Annotated in this window: 13 protein-coding genes; 10 read left to right on the top strand and 3 right to left on the bottom strand. The window is 62.0% G+C overall.

Going from position 1 to position 17,253, the window contains the following annotated elements; all coding sequences use genetic code 11:
- Window positions 1-76: 76 nt before the first annotated feature.
- Window positions 77-1,342, top strand: a complete 1,266-nt coding sequence (locus tag CQ015_RS18195) for a CynX/NimT family MFS transporter (RefSeq protein ID WP_105650814.1) — start codon at window positions 77-79, stop codon at window positions 1,340-1,342.
- A complete protein-coding gene (locus CQ015_RS18200) occupies window positions 1,339-2,013 on the top strand; it encodes a FadR/GntR family transcriptional regulator (RefSeq protein ID WP_105650815.1) in 675 nt (224 codons plus the stop codon). The genes CQ015_RS18195 and CQ015_RS18200 overlap by 4 nt, the downstream gene beginning before the upstream one ends.
- Window positions 2,014-2,284: 271 nt before the next feature.
- On the opposite strand, the gene CQ015_RS18205 is transcribed toward CQ015_RS18200, so the two are convergent.
- From CQ015_RS18205 to CQ015_RS18215, 3 genes are all read right to left on the bottom strand, one after another.
- On the bottom strand, window positions 2,285-3,388 hold the full coding sequence (locus tag CQ015_RS18205; RefSeq protein ID WP_105650816.1) for a hypothetical protein: 1,104 nt from the start codon (window positions 3,386-3,388) through the stop codon (window positions 2,285-2,287).
- A gap of 230 nt (window positions 3,389-3,618) precedes the next feature.
- Window positions 3,619-4,761: a glutamate--cysteine ligase gene (locus CQ015_RS18210; RefSeq protein ID WP_105650817.1), complete on the bottom strand. Its 1,143-nt coding sequence runs from the start codon at window positions 4,759-4,761 to the stop codon at window positions 3,619-3,621.
- 157 nt (window positions 4,762-4,918) lie between these two features.
- Window positions 4,919-6,160 (bottom strand): class I SAM-dependent methyltransferase, encoded by a 1,242-nt coding sequence (locus tag CQ015_RS18215; protein WP_105650818.1) that lies wholly within the window; start codon window positions 6,158-6,160, stop codon window positions 4,919-4,921.
- A 530-nt stretch (window positions 6,161-6,690) separates the two neighbouring features.
- Here CQ015_RS18215 and CQ015_RS18220 point away from each other — a divergent pair.
- The 8 genes from CQ015_RS18220 to CQ015_RS18255 all read left to right on the top strand — a co-directional run.
- Complete coding sequence (locus tag CQ015_RS18220) at window positions 6,691-8,199, top strand: amino acid permease (protein WP_181150462.1); 1,509 nt, start codon at window positions 6,691-6,693, stop codon at window positions 8,197-8,199.
- Between the two features lie 192 nt (window positions 8,200-8,391).
- Complete coding sequence (gene groES, locus CQ015_RS18225) at window positions 8,392-8,688, top strand: co-chaperone GroES (RefSeq protein WP_096283020.1); 297 nt, start codon at window positions 8,392-8,394, stop codon at window positions 8,686-8,688.
- 98 nt (window positions 8,689-8,786) lie between these two features.
- Window positions 8,787-10,385 (top strand): chaperonin GroEL, encoded by a 1,599-nt coding sequence (groL, locus tag CQ015_RS18230; protein WP_096283021.1) that lies wholly within the window; start codon window positions 8,787-8,789, stop codon window positions 10,383-10,385.
- Between the two features lie 114 nt (window positions 10,386-10,499).
- A complete protein-coding gene (locus CQ015_RS18235; RefSeq protein ID WP_146114094.1) occupies window positions 10,500-11,567 on the top strand; it encodes a hypothetical protein in 1,068 nt (355 codons plus the stop codon).
- Window positions 11,568-11,886: 319 nt separating this feature from the next.
- Window positions 11,887-13,986 carry an acyltransferase family protein gene (locus CQ015_RS18240; RefSeq protein WP_105650820.1) on the top strand — a complete coding sequence of 700 codons (2,100 nt, stop codon included), beginning with the start codon at window positions 11,887-11,889 and terminating at the stop codon, window positions 13,984-13,986.
- A 113-nt stretch (window positions 13,987-14,099) separates the two neighbouring features.
- Window positions 14,100-15,605, top strand: coding sequence for an IMP dehydrogenase (guaB, locus tag CQ015_RS18245; protein ID WP_096283025.1), 1,506 nt, complete (start codon window positions 14,100-14,102; stop codon window positions 15,603-15,605).
- A gap of 164 nt (window positions 15,606-15,769) precedes the next feature.
- Window positions 15,770-16,600 (top strand): class I SAM-dependent methyltransferase, encoded by an 831-nt coding sequence (locus CQ015_RS18250; protein WP_105650821.1) that lies wholly within the window; start codon window positions 15,770-15,772, stop codon window positions 16,598-16,600.
- 87 nt (window positions 16,601-16,687) lie between these two features.
- Window positions 16,688-17,253 (top strand): hypothetical protein (locus CQ015_RS18255; protein WP_146114095.1); only part of this gene is annotated, 566 nt, incomplete at its 3' end.

The following is a 17,253-nucleotide window of genomic DNA, read 5'->3' on the forward strand; positions in this document are numbered from 1 at the left end:
ACTTCGGCAGGATACTTCTTGGGCATGGTTTCTATCTTTCTCTCGAAAGACAGCGGCATCAAATCAGGGACGGTTCATCAACTCATCTGAACAGCCCGTCCCGCCTGATGCCCCGCAAGCTCTGAAATCCCCGTGGGTGGCCGGTGCCCTTGCCATCGCCGCGGTAATCCTCGTCGGGTTGAACCTGCGTATGGGCATCGCCTCCGCGTCACCGCTCTTCCATGAGCTGCAGGAGATGTTGGGCTACGGCACCTTTATCGCCTCGCTGCTGCCCACAATTCCGGTGCTCTGCTTCGCGGTCGCTGGTGCCGCGACCAGCTTGGTGATTCGCCGTACCGGCCTTGAACTGGGCATTGCTCTTTCCTTGCTGCTGCTTACGGCTGGCTTGGCCCTGCGAATCGTCGATTCGATCTGGGCGCTATTGGCAGGCACGGTGGTGGGCATGAGTGGTTTGGCTATCTGCAACGTGGCCATGCCCTCCTTCATCCGCGAGCATCACGGGCACCGCTCGGCATCTATGACCGCCGCGTACACGACAACCATGTCAATCGGAGCGACCTTCGCCTCCGCGGTCAGCATCCCTCTGGCGATGCAAGTCGGATCGCCGACAACCGCCCTGGCTTTGTGGGCGATACCGGCCAGCTTGGCACTGCTGGCCTTTGTGCCTTTGTCTTTCTCGGGAAACCGCACGAAGCCCGCTGCGGGCGCGCATGTCTCGCCTTGGCCGCTGCTGGCTACGGGCAAGGGTTTGCTATTCACCACGGTCTTCGGAATTCAATCGCTGCTGGTCTACACGGTGGTCAGTTGGTTGCCGCATATTCTCATCTCGCGCGGGCTGGAACCGGCTGCCGCCGGGCTGATGCTCGGAATCGTGCAGGGAGTGAGCATCCCGGCCGTGTTGATCATGCTCTGGATGGCCTCGAAGCCGGGTTTGCTGCGCAGCGCTTTCTTGTTAACCACAAGCTGCTCGGTACTCGGCTTCCTGGCCCTGCTGGTTATGCCTGTGGAATTGTCCTTGATCAGCTCGATACTCATCGGACTGGGGTTCGGCGTTTTCCCGCTGGTTATGCTTATGCTCAGCCGCAGCGGTGGAAGCGCGGAAGAAACCACGGCCCTGTCCACTGTGGCCCAATCGGTAGGCTACTTGATTGCGGCCCTAGGCCCGTTCGCACTTGGTCTGATGCAAGGTGCCTTGGGATCCTGGACCTTTGGACTAGCGATCGTGCTAGTCTTCGCGGTGGTTCAGCTGGTGTTCTGCTTCAAGCTCGGAGGCCTGCGCACCGAAGCCGAATCCCGGAAGCTGGTCGAAGTTGATGGCTCAGCCGAAGTGGAGCGCTCATGAGCAACATGCCAATTCGCCCGCCGCTGGCCGATGAGGTCGTTGCTCGGTTGCGCGATGCCGTCGCTCAAGGACGCTGGGCGGTAGGGGATCGCATTCCGGCAGAACCAGAGCTGATCGCCGAAATGGGTGTTTCGCGCGGAACGCTGCGCGAAGCCGTTAAGGCACTGGCTCGCACGGGCATGTTCGAAGTGCGCAGGGGAGACGGCACCTATGTGCGGGCCACCAGTGAAATCAGCGGAACCGCGCAACGTATCTACCGGGAACACTCGGACCAGGATGTGCTGCAGGTGCGTTTTGCTTTGGATACCCAGGCCGCACGGCTCGCTGCGAAATCCTCCGATGCGGAGGTGATCCAACGGTTGCGTAGCTTGCTGCGTCAGCGAAGCGATGCCTGGCAGAAGCAGGACTACCTAGCATGGTCGCAGGCTGACTGGCAGTTCCACCTTGAAGTGGCACGCGCCTCCGGAGTTCCGCTGCTGCACGAGATCTACGAGAGCTTCGGCGACGTCTTCCACGGCACCAAGATGGCCCAGCGACTTTCGGAGGGGTTCGACGGTTGCCTACGCGAGGGGCATGAGTCCCTGGTGGATGCCATCGAAGCCGCCGACGACGAATCGGCCGCCCAAACAGTCATTGCTAACCTCGATTACTGCATGAGTTGGATGCCCTAGGAACCCAACAGTATTGCGTGTTCAGCCTGAGGCAAGCCGGAATGTAATCGTTGATTAATGACTATAGTTTATTGCGTCTAACTATGCGGATGGATCCAACCTAAGCGTAGGTTGTCTCGATTCATGATTCGACCAAGTTAGGAATTCGATAAATGGGCAATTTCGAGTGTCGGCCTGGATCGAGGAGTCGAATCTCATTGATAACTTATGTAAGTGCAACCTGCAATATCCGGAGAAATTCTGTCGAGCGGTACCCTTCGGTAACTATTATCTAGGTTTGATTTGAATCAATGTAATCGCGAGTATCCATCGCTTGATTTCCAATATTTTCGAGGTTGGGATGAGCCGTGAATGACCATCCACCGTCGACGTCAGTGATGTCGTAAAGGTAGAATTTCACTGGTTCAGAGGAGCCCGCAATCTTAACGAGTAGAGACGTGATCCCATCGCCATACTCGCTGTAACTGACATATTCGGTCAGCTCTGCACCATGTAATTTTTCGAACGTTCTAGCGCTTGGCCCAGTACAATCCACCGGATTCAGATCCGAGGACAATGCTTCATTCCAAGCATCGCAATCAGCTGCGATGAGGGCATACTCCGTCCATGATTCTAAGAATTTCTCCTTGGAACTATGATCAATCACTGCTTCAAGATTGATCCCGGAGGGTTCTTCGCTAGGCGGAGAGCTAGAGGGCTCTGCGTTTGGCCGAACCTGCTGATTGAATCCTTCCTCGCTATATGGAGAAATATTTCCGGTTTCTTCATCGGCGAAAGTTCGGTCTTGCTCCAAGCGTTTGCTAACGAATGCCGAGGACAATGGCTCGACGAAGTACCACTTGCCTTGGATGTTTTGGGGTTCAGGGATGCCGAACTGAGTAGTCGTTGATGTCCCTGCTAAAGATCCGGTAATGGTCCATACATCTAGAGTTTCGACCACGTCCTCGTATTGAATGCCAGAAAGCGCCATATCCTCGATTAGGAGGGCTTCATTAGTAGTGCAGTCCGCAACTCGAACCTCCGGATGAAAGGCTTCGTTCCAAGCTTCACAATCACCTTTGGCGACAGCATTATTGACCCAAGTCGTGAGAAGTCCGTTTAGTGAAGAATGATCAATTGCGGCCGATGTCGTCGTGCGCAGATCAGCGTAGGACTCATCTGTTCGTGGTTCAGTAAGGCTTAATTTTTGGACCTGTTCAGCAGCGTCGAGTTTTGCTTCATAACGTTCTTCCCACGTCATGTTAACGGGCGCTGATTCCACTACTTCCTCTTCTACCTTATTCGAGGCAAGCGGTTCCGCAGTATTTCCCTCTCCGCTACATGCAGTGAGCAACAATAAGAGAGCGACGCTGACAGCACTTGATTGCAACTTCATGAAGAGGTTCCTTACCTGCCGATAGAAAAGCGCTTTACTACATGCAAAGTATAATCTATTGTATTCGATAATCGCATCAAGGGATTTGGCTTAGCTCGGCATTCAATCGTTTGAGGGGTCACTTCTGCAAGTCGCCCCTCAGGCTTAAATCGGTACGTCCTGCCTCGCTACTTTTCAACGCTAATCGAACAAAGTAATGCAATGCCCGTCTCGGCACTCAAGAAGCTCCGCTAAACGGCCTTCATCCGAGCAACGTTCTCCTGCACCACTGCCCTGAAATCGCCACCGGATGCTGCGAAGGTATTGCGCTGCAACTGGTATTCGGCGCCGCGTTCAATCAATCGGATAATGCCCTGTAGTTCATCGGAACAACCAAGCTGCTCAGCCACTGGGGCTAGTCGCTTCACTTCGGCACGCAGGTGGTCGGTCACCAGCATCTCGTCGCCTTGGGCGTTGAGGATGATGATGGCATCCAAGCCGTAGCGGGCGGCCCGCCATTTGTTCTCCACGCGGAACCAGGCCGGCATGACCGGAACCTTGTATCCGGCCTCGATGGCCAGGGACATATCGTGCACCAGGCACTGGGTCAGCGCGGTAATCGCGGCGATGTCATCCAGGGAGCTCAGTCCGTCGCAGATGCGCATTTCCACGGTCCCGAAGCGCGGCACCGGGCGCACATCCCAACGGATTTCCGAAACGTCATCGATTACGCCGGTATGAAGCATGTCTGCCACGTGGGATTCGTATTCGGACCAAGAGTTGAAATGAAACGGGATGCCGGCGGCTGGCAGCTGCTGGAACATCAGCGAACGCTGCGATGCATACCCGGTGTCCTCTCCGCCCCAGTAGGGGCTGGAAGCGCTGAGTGCCTGGAAATGCGGCTGGTAGTTGATCAGTCCGTCGGTGATCGGCAGCGCCTTGTCGCGGCTGTCCAGGCCAACGTGTACGTGTACTCCGTAAATCACCATCTGGCGTCCCCACCACTGGGTGCGGTCAATCAGCTTGGCGTAGCGATCCTTGTCGGTGACAGGCTGTGAGATCGGCGCGGCGAAGGGGTGGGAACCGGCGGAATAGAGGTCCACCCCATGCTTCGCAGCCACCTCATTGAGCATGCGCACATTGGTGCGTAGCTCTTCGGCAGCGTCTGCGACGGTGTTGTGCACCCCAGTGACCACCTCAACGGTGTTCATCAGCAGTTCGGGTTTCACCGTGGGATGCTCATCCTCGCTGCTTAACCCGGCATCTTCCTTGAGCTGATCGAGGATTATTTCGGCGACCGAGCACAAGTCCGCGCTTTCGCGATTGACCAAGGCGATTTCCCATTCAACACCAATGGTGGATTGGGATGAGTTGGCGAACTCGATTTTCTGCACGGCGCTCCTCTTGCTGACGTCTCGGACGGAAGGCTCCGGAGCCGAATAAAACTAGGCGGTTAAACCATCGAATTATTCGAAGGCCTTCCATGCTTATTGTAGGTTTTGCGCCACCCCGGCGAAGACATTCATCCGGTGGGACGTGCATCACTATAGATTAGTGCGGTTCTACCTCGACGGCCACACGATTCTGGCCGATGCGGGCAAGAATGAGCGTTGCATGCTTTTTCGCCGACTTCGGGGCGCCGGCAAGCAGGATGCGGCGCAGCTCCTCGGGCAGCACATCCACTCCGCGTTTTTTGATATCCAAGCTGCCAATGCCGTTGGCCTTCACCCAGGACTTCAGCTTCTTCACGTTGTAGTCGTGGACTTCCAGCACCTTGAAGCCGCGGGCGAATGGGGTCTGCAGCTGCTCGGCGTGCGTGAAATACGCAATGTGCTCGTCCAGCAGGTGCCCGCCGGTGGAGTCGAGCAGTGTGGAAATCAGGTGCGAACGAATCACCGCGCCATCGGGTTCATAAAGGTGTGCTTCGAGTTCGCCCACGGGAGCCAACGGATCCTGCTCCACGGTGAGCGCGCTGGTCAGTTCATGAGCACCGGTCTTGTCGATGACCAGTGCCGCGCGAGCCACGTCCGGGCGTTTCAGCTTGCCGAACCACAAGCCGGCTTCGATCACCGAGCCATGATCTGAAATCCACACGGCTTCGGCACCGGCCGGAATCGCTTCATGCGGCAGGCCTGGGCCGAGCTTCACTCCGACGTCCAGCCCGGAGTCCACGAGCTTCTCCACGAAGGACAGGGGAGGAGAGAAGGCCTCCGGGTCAAAGAGCCGGCGGGTGCTGCCGGTGACGTCGGTGCGTCGGGCCGGGTCCAGCCACACGCCATCGATGCCGGTGAGGTCCGCGGTTTCGGCGCTGCCGTGCACTACGCGGGCATTTTCGAAAGGCATCAAGTTCAAGGTGGTGGCCGCCGCGGTGGTTTCATCCTGCTCCACGGCGGTGACCTGCAGTCCAGCGCTGGCCAAGGCGATGGAATCGGCACCGATGCCGCAGCCTAGGTCGGCCACGTGGGTGCTGCCGGCCTGAACGAAGCGGCGGGCGTGCAGCCCTGCGATGGTCAGGCGCGTGGCCTGCTCAAGCCCGGCGGGAGTGAAGATGAGGGTATCGGCAAAGGGGCCGAACTTGACCCGGCCACGGAAGCGCAGTTCGGCTTGGGAGATCACCGCACGCACCACCTGGGCGTCGTGACCTTCCTTGCGCAGTTTTTCGTTCAAGGACCACGCCGCGTCCTTGGTTGCCGCCATGGACGGATCGACGGTCGCCAATAGAGCCCACCCCTCGGGGGAAAGAAGGGCGGCGAATTGGTCGTTGAGTGTTGAATCATTTGAAGCCTGGGCCATGGAACAAGCCTATCGTCATCCGGCACCCTTCCCGGCGTCCGAGGTTTCGAGGCTTCGGGGGACGTGCGGCGGACACAATGTGACGAATGCGCGTCATATTTATAGGACTTGTTCCGAGCTATCAAGCCCTATGAAATGCAGCCGGAGGCGCTTCAGTCCGAGGCTTTTGCGGGCGCGCCCGTGCAAACGTCGGTGCAGGTGGCCGATCGCCAGAGCAAGTATTTCTAACTCTCACATAGGTGATGACCAAGCAAAGCATGCGTCTAGAATGGGGCACCTGCCATCTCGTCCTCCGTGCCAACCGTCATGCTTTAGTATTCTCCGGCCCATGAGGCGAAGCGGCATGAGCCTTCGAGCCCGAAGGGGGCGTCATTGTGAGCGGGGGAGGCGCTCGCTGGCCCCGTCCCTGCTGTGGCGCACGTCGCATCGACCCCCTCTTCTCGTGTTGTATGTCACCTGTGAACAAACTTAGGCAGAGCACGAGTCAACCCGCAGCGGTGCAGCGTGGCACCGCGGCAGAGAATCCAGCAATGGGAACGGATCCAGCCAAGCACCAGCTCAAGCGCGGGCTGAGCAGCCGCCACCTGCAGATGATCGCCATTGGCGGCTCCATTGGCACCGGGCTGTTCGTGGCCTCCGGCGGCACCATCGCCCAAGCCGGCCCGGGCGGCGCACTGCTGGCCTACGCCGCGGTGGGCCTCATGGTCTACCTGCTGATGCAGTCGCTGGGGGAGATGACCGCCAAGATCCCGGTGGCCGGATCCTTCCAGACCTTTGCGACCCGCTTCGTCTCGCCCTCCTTCGGCTTCGCCATCGGCTGGAACTACTGGTTCAACTGGGCCATCACCGTCGCGGCCGAACTAGTCGCCGCCGGCATCGTCATGAGCTTCTGGCTCCCCGACGTTCCGGGCTGGATCTGGGCCGGGGCCTTCCTGGTGGCGCTCACCGCGCTGAACGCCCTGTCGTCCAAGGCCTTCGGCGAAGGGGAGTTCTGGCTGGCCATGATCAAGGTGGTTACCGTCGTGGCCTTCCTGGCCGCCGGCATCCTGATGATCTTCGGGGTGCTCGGCGCGCAGACCGATCCGCTGGCCAATTGGCGCGAAGGCAAGGACGTCTTCCACGGCGGCTGGCTGTCCATCGTCTCGGTGTTCATGATCGCCGGGTTCTCCTTCCAGGGCACCGAGCTGGTGGGCGTCGCCGCCGGCGAGGCCAAGGATCCGCGCCGCGAAGTGCCCAAGGCCATCCGCCGGGTGTTCTGGCGCATCATGCTCTTCTACATCGGTGCCATCTTCGTCATTGGCTGCCTGATTCCCTTCGCCGATCCCAGCCTGCTGGCCAGCGGCGAAGCCGATGTGGCTTCCTCGCCGTTCACCCTGGTCTTCGAACGCGCCGGCATCGCCTTTGCCGCCGCCGCCATGAACGCGGTCATCCTCACCGCCATCCTCTCCGCGGGAAACTCGGGGCTCTACGCCTCGACCCGCATGCTCTACTCCATGGCCCACGACGGCAAGGCGCCCAAGGTCTTCGGGCGCACCAACTCCCGCGGGGTGCCGATCATGGCCTTGCTGGCCACCTCGGCGGTGGGCCTGTTCGGCTTCCTGACCGCGCTGGTGGGCCAGGGGGCCGCCTACACCTGGCTGCTGAATGTCTCCGGGCTGTGCGGGTTCATCGTCTGGGTGGGCATCGCCGTTTCGCATTACCGCTTCCGCCGGGGTTATCTGGCGCAGGGATTTAGCGTGAAGGACCTGCCGTATCTTGCGCCGCTGTTCCCGCTGGGGCCTATCGTGGCCTTCGTGATGCTCATTGCCGTGATTGTCGGGCAGAACTACCAGGCGGTGGTGGCCGGGCATGGGCTGGAAGTGCTTTCGGCCTACATCGGGCTGCCGCTGTTCCTGGGGCTGTGGCTGGTGCACCGGATGGTCACCAAGTCCAAGGTGGTCAAGCTTTCCGAGATGGATCTCTCCGCCCCGGAGGACATCGAGGAGTCGGCCGCTGTGCGCTCTGGGCGAACCAGTGTGACGAACACGGTCAATCGTTAGCACTCACCTTGACCGAGTGCTAATCCACGGCCTAAAGTCATCTGTGGGTGTCAACTTGAAAGAGACGTTTGTCCCTTTTGAAATGACACACCGCCTGACTGGATCACACCAACTGGCACCGCGACGACGGTTGGTCCAATGCCATAGGGCGAAACCCTACATTCATTGGTTCATACACGAAAAGGAGAGACCATGTCTGTCTCCATCAAGCCACTCGAAGACCGCATCGTCATCAAGCAGGTCGAGGCCGTAACCACCACCGCTTCCGGTCTGGTCATCCCTGACTCCGCCAAGGAAAAGCCACAGGAAGGCACCGTTGTTGCAGTAGGCCTCGGCCGCGTTGACGACAACGGCAACCGCATTCCACTGGACGTTGCCGAAGGCGACGTGGTGCTGTACTCGAAGTACGGCGGAACCGAGGTCAAGGTCGGCAACGAAGAGTACCTGGTGCTCTCGGCTCGCGACGTCCTGGCTGTCGTCGTAAAGTAACGCCAACCTCGCAGCTCTCCGGTCCCAACCCCTTGGCGTGTTCACACATGCGGGGTTCGGGGCCGAACTGCGACCGATGCTATTTCAGGAGTTAATGCATGGCTAAGCAGCTAGCATTCAACGAGGAAGCGCGACGCGCCCTCGAAGCGGGCATCGATAAGCTCGCAAACACGGTGAAGGTCACCCTCGGCCCACGCGGCCGCAACGTGGTGCTCGCCAAGAGCTGGGGCGCCCCGACCATCACCAACGACGGTGTCACCATTGCGCGTGAGATCGATCTGGAAGACCCCTACGAGAACCTTGGCGCGCAGCTGGCCAAGGAAGTCGCTACCAAGACCAATGATGTGGCCGGCGACGGCACCACCACCGCGACCGTGCTGGCACAGGCACTGGTCAAGGAAGGTCTGAAGAACGTGGCGGCCGGCGCCGCACCGGGCGATATCCGCAAGGGCATCGAACTGGCGGTGGAGATTGTCGCCGAACGCCTGAAGGCCAACGCCGTGGCGGTCGAAGACAAGGTCGCCAACGTGGCAGCCATCTCGGCACAGGACGAGGAAATCGGCGCATTGCTCGCCGAGGCCTTCAAGACCGTGGGCACCGACGGTGTCATCACCATCGAAGAGTCCTCGACCACCGCCACCGAACTGGTCCTCACCGAGGGCATGCAGTTCGACAAGGGCTACCTGTCCCCGCAGTTCATCACCGACCAGGAACGCCAGGAAGTTGTCCTGGAAGACGCCGTCGTGCTGATCAACCCGGGCAAGATCTCCACCGTGGCAGAATTCCTGCCGCTGCTGGAAAAGGTGCTGGAGACCAAGAAGCCACTGCTGATCATCGCCGAGGACGTCGAGGGCGAAGCCCTGTCCACGTTGGTGGTCAATAAGCTGCGCGGCCTGCTGAACGTGGTAGCCGTCAAGGCTCCGGGCTTCGGCGACCGCCGCAAGGCCATGATGCAGGATCTCGCGATCCTCACCGGCGCCCAGGTTGTCTCGGCCGAGCTCGGCCTGCAGCTGGACCAGGTCGGCACCGAGGTTCTCGGTTCCGCCCGCCGCGTGACCATCACCAAGGATTCGACCACCATCGTTGATGGCGCCGGAACCGAGGAAGATGTCGCAGAGCGCGTAGCCCAGCTGCGTGCGGAGCACGCCCGCACCGACTCCGAATGGGATCGCGAGAAGCTGGCCGAACGCCTGGCCAAGCTCTCCGGCGGCATCGGTGTCATCAAGGTCGGTGCCTCCACCGAGGTTGAGCTCAAGGAACGCAAGCACCGCATCGAGGACGCAGTGTCTTCCACCCGTGCGGCGCTTGAAGAGGGCATTGTGGCCGGTGGCGGTACCGCACTGGTTGACGCGCTCTCGGCTCTGGACGAAGACGCACGCGTCGCCTCGGCGACCGGCGATCTGGCAGCCGGCGTGGGCATTGTGCGCCGCGCACTGGTTCAGCCGCTGTTCTGGATCGCTACCAACGCCGGCTTCGACGGCGCGGTAGTGGCCTCCAAGGTGGCCGAAACCGGCCCGAACGAGGGCTTCAACGCCAAGACCGGCGTCTACGAGAACCTGCTCAACGCAGGGGTCATCGACCCGGTCAAGGTCACCCGTTCGGCGCTGCTCAACGCGGCCTCGATCGCTGCCCTGGTGCTGACCACCGAAACCTTGGTTGCCGAGAAGGCTCCCGAGGAAGAGGCTCACGCCCACTAGCAGCACCGAGATACAAAGAATGCCGCCACCGTTCTGAGCGTTTGCTCGGGCCGGTGGCGGCACTTTTTGTGAGTTAGTTCGTTCCCTCTGGATGGAATTCAGACCGTATATTTATTGGCATCTCGACGTAATTTTGATTCGATCACCGCAGTTTTTGAACGGAACTGGATAGGGGAAAAGTTGGAGAGTGGCACTACGATTTTGATCGGGCTTGGTGGCTTGGGACTACTTGCTTGCCTTGTTTTGGGAATTTTTGAGCTTGCGTTTTTGTCACTTATTCGAGCTCCAAAGAAGAACAGCTTTTCCAATATCCGTATGGTCAATTCTCAATATCAGACCATTGCGACTCCGGCAATGGGAGCCCTCTTCGCAGGTCTATTCGTCAGCATTGCAGCGTCGTACCTCTATGAGGGTTTTTCGAAGAACGACGACTGGAGACAATATGCTGGACTTTGTTCATTTTTCATTGGGCTGGTCATATTGGCAGTTATATTGAAACCGGTTCTCAAAGGCGTGGACGATCCTGAGTCGTTGGCTCGCGATCCACATACGATTCAGGCTGCTGCCGAAGAATACATTGCAACACCGCGAGTCGCAGTACTAGACCCAGACGTTCTGGTGCGACAAATGAAGCAATGGCACAAGGATATCTCCGTCCGCTCAACGAACATTTCCGCAGATGCTCAATCACAACGATTGGACGACGCATTTCACTTGGCTAGCCGGGCACGTGGGTTCATCAAACTGACTAACGCGTCACTTCGCATCTATTACGCAGCTCTCAAGCTATTCCCATTTCGCTTCTTGTGGCCGATCCTGAGCGCCCTGGTGTACTTAGTAGGTAATTACTGGTTCGCAATCGGGTCAGGTACTTTGAAAGAAGCCGGCCCCGTTGGGAAGCTACTTGTCTTGGTGATACCGATTGTCTGTGTTTCCCTAGTGGTGATGTTCTATTCGGCGACTCGCGGTTACCGTGCAATTCGATGGCACAAAGTGAACAGGCTCGCATCGGCGAAAGCAAAGCGGGCTCTCCGAGAAGCTAAAACGGTCCACGAGGGAATCCTTGGGGAAGACGAGTTTTCGCTTCAACTATTTTCGAGAGTCGATGACTTTCTGAGAAAAAGTGGTCGCGGCGCTCGCAAGGAAATTCTGAGTTTGAAAATCGGTAAGTTCAGCTTTTAAGTCACGGCAAAGTCGGACTAACTGATAGTTAACGCGTTCCATAGGTGACGAACGTACGCGAGCGCAGTTCCGGCCGCTCAGCGCTCCACCGCCGCGGGGCGAGGCGCGCCCACTGTGACAGAAACAGTTCGCCCCGGCCCGAGGGGTAAACCCCGCACGTCACCCCGGTTTGCCCGATAGCCTTATCCGGCTCTGGTGCGCTCGCACAGCTTGCGTTATGCGCAAAAGGAGCTGCCCTTGGTAGAATCTTTGGTTGTCCGGTGCCGATCACTGCCATCTTGGACAATTGCCCACCAATCGACGAGGAAAGCGGCACCGCGTGTCACCAGCGATCCCCAGCGCACGGAGCACCGTGCCGCGCACGGAATTCCGTGCCGATCTGCAGGGCCTGCGCGCGCTCGCCGTGCTGCTGGTGATGTGCTACCACATCTGGTTCCAACGGGTCTCCGGCGGCGTGGACATCTTCCTGATGCTCTCGGCCTTCTTCCTCACCGGCTCGCTGGCGCGCAAGCTCCAGGGAGGGGACAAGCCCTCGGTGCTGGGCCACTGGCTGCACCGCTTCTCCCGGCTGCTGCCGCAGGCGGCGCTGATCATCATCGCCACCGTGCTCACCGCCTGGCTGGTGCTGCCCGGAACTCGCTGGCTGGCGCTAATCCAGGAGGCCTTCTCCTCCCTGTTCTTCATCCAGAACTGGACGCTGGCCACCGCCGAGGTGGACTACTACGCCTTCAACACCTCCGCCGCCTCCCCGCTGCAGCACTTCTGGTCGCTCTCGGTCCAAGGCCAGATCTTCCTGCTCTGGCCGCTGTTGCTCATCGGCGCCGCGCTGATCTGGCGGCGCTGCTTCTCCCGGCACAGCTTCGCGAAGGTCGCGGCCATCATGTTCGCGGGCATCTTCGCCGGCTCGTTGGGCTACTCCATCTACCTCACCGCGGCCGATCAGCAGCTGGCCTACTTCCACACCGGCACCCGGCTGTGGGAGTTCGCGCTCGGCTCGCTGCTGGCCCTGGGCCTGCCAGCCCTCTCCCGGCTGCCCGAGGCGCTGCGCCGGATCGGCGGCTGGGCCGGCCTGGTGATCATCATCGGCTGCGGCGCGCTGCTCGACGTGCAGGGCCAATTCCCCGGCTTCCTCGCGCTGGTGCCCACCCTGGGCGCCGCCCTGCTGGTCATCGCTCCGGGCACCGCACGTCGGATCAACCCCGCCGGCTGGCTGGGCCACGCGGCGCTGGCGAAGCTCGGCGAACTGTCCTACGGCATGTACCTGTGGCACTGGCCGCTGCTGGTCTTCTACCTGCACCTGGCGCCGGTGGACCACGCCTCGCCGCTGGCCGGGGCGCTGCTGATTCTCGGCTCCATCGCGCTGTCGGCGGCGAGCACCCGCTGGGTAGAAAAACCGCTGCTGGCCGTGCAGCGCGCCGGCGCCCTGCCGGTGCTGCGCTTCCTGGGCAAACCGCAATTGGTCAGCCAGGCGCTGGTGATCGTGGTGGCCCTCTCGGTGGCCTCCGTGCCGATCGCCGCCTGGGAATCGAATGTCGAAAAGCGCCGCGCGCAGGCCGCCGCCCAAGCCCCGGAGGAGAACCCCGGGGCGATGGCCACCGACACCTGGGACCCGTCCCCGGCCGCGCTCACCCTGCCGCTGCGCACCGAACTGGACACCGAATGGCAGACCCCTGGTGAGAACTGCAGCGGTGCATACACCCCCGAGGACCCGGCGATCCTGTTCTGCAACCAGGGTGGGGATCCGGCGGCCAAGCCCGATCTGGTGCTGCTCGGCGACTCCCATGTGCAGCACTGGTCCGAGGCCGCCGCGCGCACCGTCGAAGAGGCCGGCGGCAGCTGGGTGATGATCTACCAGCCCGGCTGCCGCTACGGCTCCACCGATAACCTGGATGACCCCGAATGCGCCGCCTTCCTGCCCGCGGCCCGTGACTACGTGGAGGCGCTGGCCCCGGAAATGGTGCTCACCGTGGCCACGCGCACCGCAACCTGGACCGACGACGCCGGGCGCAGCGCCGGAGCCCAAGAGATCATGGCCGATGACTACGCCGGCGCCATCGAGCCCTTCGTGCAGGCCGGCAGCCAGGTGATCGCGATGCGCGACACCCCGCGCTATGAATATTCCATCCCCGAATGCGTGGACCGCAACCGGGCCGCGCCCGAGGCCTGCGACGCCCCGGCCACCGACAAGCTGGCTCCGGTGAACCCGGTGGACCGGTTCCTTCAGGACCACGATTACGGCTCCCGGGTGGTCTCGCTGGATCTGACCGAGCTGCTCTGCCCGGAGGGCACCTGCAAGGCGGTGATCGGCAACGTGCTGGTCTACCTGGATGATTCGCATTTGTCCAAGACTTTTGTGACCAGCGCCGCCGACCGCTTCGCCGCCTCCTTCACGCAGGCCACCGGCTGGAATAAGGAATAAAAAACCGGCCCTGTGACGTTAGCTTAGACACAGATCTCCGACGGGAATCGTCAGCACCCCAAAAGGGATCTACCATTTAAGCAACCTCCGCTTTCGCTCCGAAAGGTTCTTACGTGACTGAGTTCAACCCCTTTGCCTTTGAAGGACTCACCTACGACGACGTCTTGTTGTTGCCTGGCCCCACGGATGTGATCCCCTCCGACGCGGACACCACCACCCGCTTCACCAAGCGCATCAACATCCAGACCCCGATCAGCTCGGCGGCGATGGACACCGTAACCGAGGCTTCCATGGCAATCGCGTTGGCTCGCCAGGGCGGCATCGGCGTGATCCACCGCAACCTGTCCATCGAGAACCAGGCCAAGCAGGTGGACCAGGTCAAGCGCAGCGAGTCGGGCATGATCACCGACCCGGTCACCGTGCACCCCGGCGCCACCCTGGCCGAATGGGACGACCTCTGCGCCCAGTACCGCGTCTCGGGCCTGCCGGTGATCGATGAGAACCGCAAGCTGCTGGGCATCATCACCAACCGCGACACCCGCTTCGTGCCGCGCGAGAACTACATGACCACCAAGGTCTACGAGGTGATGACCGGCATGCCGCTGGTCACCGCCAAGGAGGGCGTCGCCCGGGATACCGTGATCGAGCTGCTTTCCAAGAACCGCATCGAGAAGCTCCCGCTGGTCGACGACTCCGGGGTGCTCACCGGGCTGATCACCGTCAAGGACTTCGACAAGGCCGAGCAGTACCCGCTGGCCACCAAGGACGAGGACGGCCGACTGCGCGTCGCCGCCGCCGTGGGCTTCTTCGGCGAAGGCTACGAGCGGGCGATGACGCTGATCGAGGCCGGCGTGGACGCGCTGGTGGTGGACACCGCCAACGGCCACTCCCAGGGTGTGCTGGACATGATCGCGCGGCTGAAGAAGGATCCGGCCGCCGCGCATGTGGACGTCATCGGCGGCCAGGCCGCCACCCGCGAGGGCGCCCAGGCGCTCATCGACGCGGGCGCCGACGCCATCAAGGTGGGCGTGGGCCCCGGCTCGATCTGCACCACCCGCATCGTCGCCGGCGTGGGCGTGCCCCAGGTCACCGCCATCTACGAGGCAGCCAAGGCAGCCATCCCGGCCGGCGTGCCGCTGATCGCCGACGGCGGCCTGCAGCACTCCGGCGACATCGGCAAGGCGCTGGTCGCCGGCGCCGACTCGGTGATGCTCGGCTCGCTTTTGGCCGGCACCGCCGAATCCCCGGGCGACCTGGTCTTCATGGGCGGCAAGCAGTTCAAGGCCTACCGCGGCATGGGGTCGATGGGCGCGATGGAAACCCGCGGCAAGAACACCTCCTACTCCAAGGACCGCTACTTCCAGGCCGACGCACCGTCCAACGAGAAGCTGATTCCCGAGGGCATCGAGGGCCAGGTTCCCTACCGCGGCCCGCTCTCCGCGGTGGTCCACCAGCTCGCCGGCGGCCTGCGCCAGACGATGTTCTACGTCGGGGGGCGCACCATCCCCGAGCTGAAGGCCCGCGGCAAGTTCGTGCGCATCACCTCGGCCGGGCTGAAGGAATCGCACCCGCACGACATCATGATGACCGTCGAGGCGCCGAACTACCGTTCACGCTAAAGCAGCCAGGCCCAGCGCCCCGGACCTTCCCCCAGCGGAAGGACCGGGGCGCTTTGCCATGTTCCCGAAGGGGCCGCAGGGTTTAAACTAAAGAGCACAGGAGAGGCGCACCCCGCGCGAGCTCGGGGACCTGCACGTCTCTCGCGGCTGCCAAGGAGCAAGTGATGAACAGCATCGAGCTATCCTTCGACCGGTACACCAGCGGCACCCTGCGCGATCGGGTCTTCGCCGCGCTGCGCAGCGCGGGAGTGAATCCGCAGGCCTTCAAGCCGGCTGACCTGCGCGAGGCGGACCATTTCCACACCGGCGGGCTGCAGGCGACCAGCTTCGTGGCGAATTCCCTCGAACTCGGCGCGGGAACCCGGGTGCTCGACGTGGGCGCCGGCCTGGGCGGGCCGGCGCGCTGTTTCGCCATGCGCGGCGCCCTGGTCACCGGGGTGGACATCACCGCCGAATTTGTGGACCTCGCCCGGGAGCTGGACGCGAACTGCGCGCTGGATCGATCCATCACCATGCTGCAGCGCCCGGGGCACGACACCGGGTTGGCCGACGCCAGCTTCGACGCGGCGGTGCTGATGCACGTGGGCATGAACCTGGCCGACAAGCCTTCGGTCTTCGCGGAGGTCTGGCGGCTGCTGCGTCCCGGGGCGGTCTTCGGCATCTACGACCTGATGGGCACCAACAACCTGTCCTACCCGATGCCGTGGGCCGAGCGGGCCGAGGCCTCCTTTGTGGAATCCGCCGCGGACTACGCCGGCGCGCTGGCCGATGCCGGGTTTGCGGTCACCGGGCAGGTCGAGCGCACCGTGGAGGTGCTCGAGGTGCTGAAGCAGATGCGCGGGGCATTGGCGGCCGGAACCGACCCGCTGGCCACCCCGCTGGTCCTGCGCGAGGACGGCCCGGCGGCCATGGCGAACCTGAGCGCGGCGATCACCTCCCGGCAGCTGGTTCCGCTGCTGATGCTCGCAAGCAAGCCGGGGGACCGGCCCGCATAGCACCCGGTTATTCCCCCGCGCGGAGGCTTATCCACAGTCCGCGCTCCGCACTCCCACCTCCGTTTGTCCGGGAGCATACTCGAACCCATGAACACCACCGCCCTCGGGGACACCCTCAGCCAGCTGGACCGGGAGCTCACCGAGCTCACCGGCCTAGCCGCGAGCGCCCCGAACCTCACAGGCACTAGCCTGCGGGCCCTGTTCACCCACACCACACAGCTGCTCAGCACCCTGCGCGAACACCTCGCCGGCACCGAGGACCCACGCCTGGCCCTGGAACTAGCCACCGCCGGACAGGCTCTGGCCGATGAAGCCGCCCGCATGCGCGTGGCCGCCGCGGACCGCCTCGCGGCCACCAACGCCCACACCCTCCACCCCGAGGAACTCGACGCGCTGCGCACCGCCGGCGCCGACACCACCCGGGAAGCGCGCCGCTGCGCCGGAAGGCCCAGCTTCCTGGACCCCGCCGCCCTGCTCGCGTCTTGGCTGCACCTGCCCTATAGCGAAGCGGCCACGCTCGTCCAGGACGCGAGTGACCTCATTGGCCGCCGGAACCCGGCAGGCCAGTCGGTCCCGCCGCGCTTCACCCACCTCGGTGCGCTGTTCACTACCCCGGACCCCACCCGAACCCCGGTGCTGCATCCGACCCTCGT

Source organism: Arthrobacter sp. MYb221, assembly GCF_002979835.1.
In the GTDB taxonomy this organism is placed as follows: Bacteria; Actinomycetota; Actinomycetes; order Actinomycetales; family Micrococcaceae; genus Glutamicibacter.

Bases quoted from the DNA above. Each gene is read 5' to 3' on its own strand.
- CQ015_RS18200 (WP_105650815.1), top strand. From the start codon at position 1,339: ATGAGCAACATGCCAATTCGCCCGCCGCTGGCCGATGAGGTCGTTGCT.
- CQ015_RS18205 (WP_105650816.1), bottom strand. From the start codon at position 3,388: ATGAAGTTGCAATCAAGTGCTGTCAGCGTCGCTCTCTTATTGTTGCTC.
- CQ015_RS18215 (WP_105650818.1), bottom strand. From the start codon at position 6,160: ATGGCCCAGGCTTCAAATGATTCAACACTCAACGACCAATTCGCCGCC.
- CQ015_RS18220 (WP_181150462.1), top strand. From the start codon at position 6,691: ATGGGAACGGATCCAGCCAAGCACCAGCTCAAGCGCGGGCTGAGCAGC.
- groES (WP_096283020.1), top strand. From the start codon at position 8,392: ATGTCTGTCTCCATCAAGCCACTCGAAGACCGCATCGTCATCAAGCAG.
- groL (WP_096283021.1), top strand. From the start codon at position 8,787: ATGGCTAAGCAGCTAGCATTCAACGAGGAAGCGCGACGCGCCCTCGAA.
- CQ015_RS18250 (WP_105650821.1), top strand. From the start codon at position 15,770: ATGAACAGCATCGAGCTATCCTTCGACCGGTACACCAGCGGCACCCTG.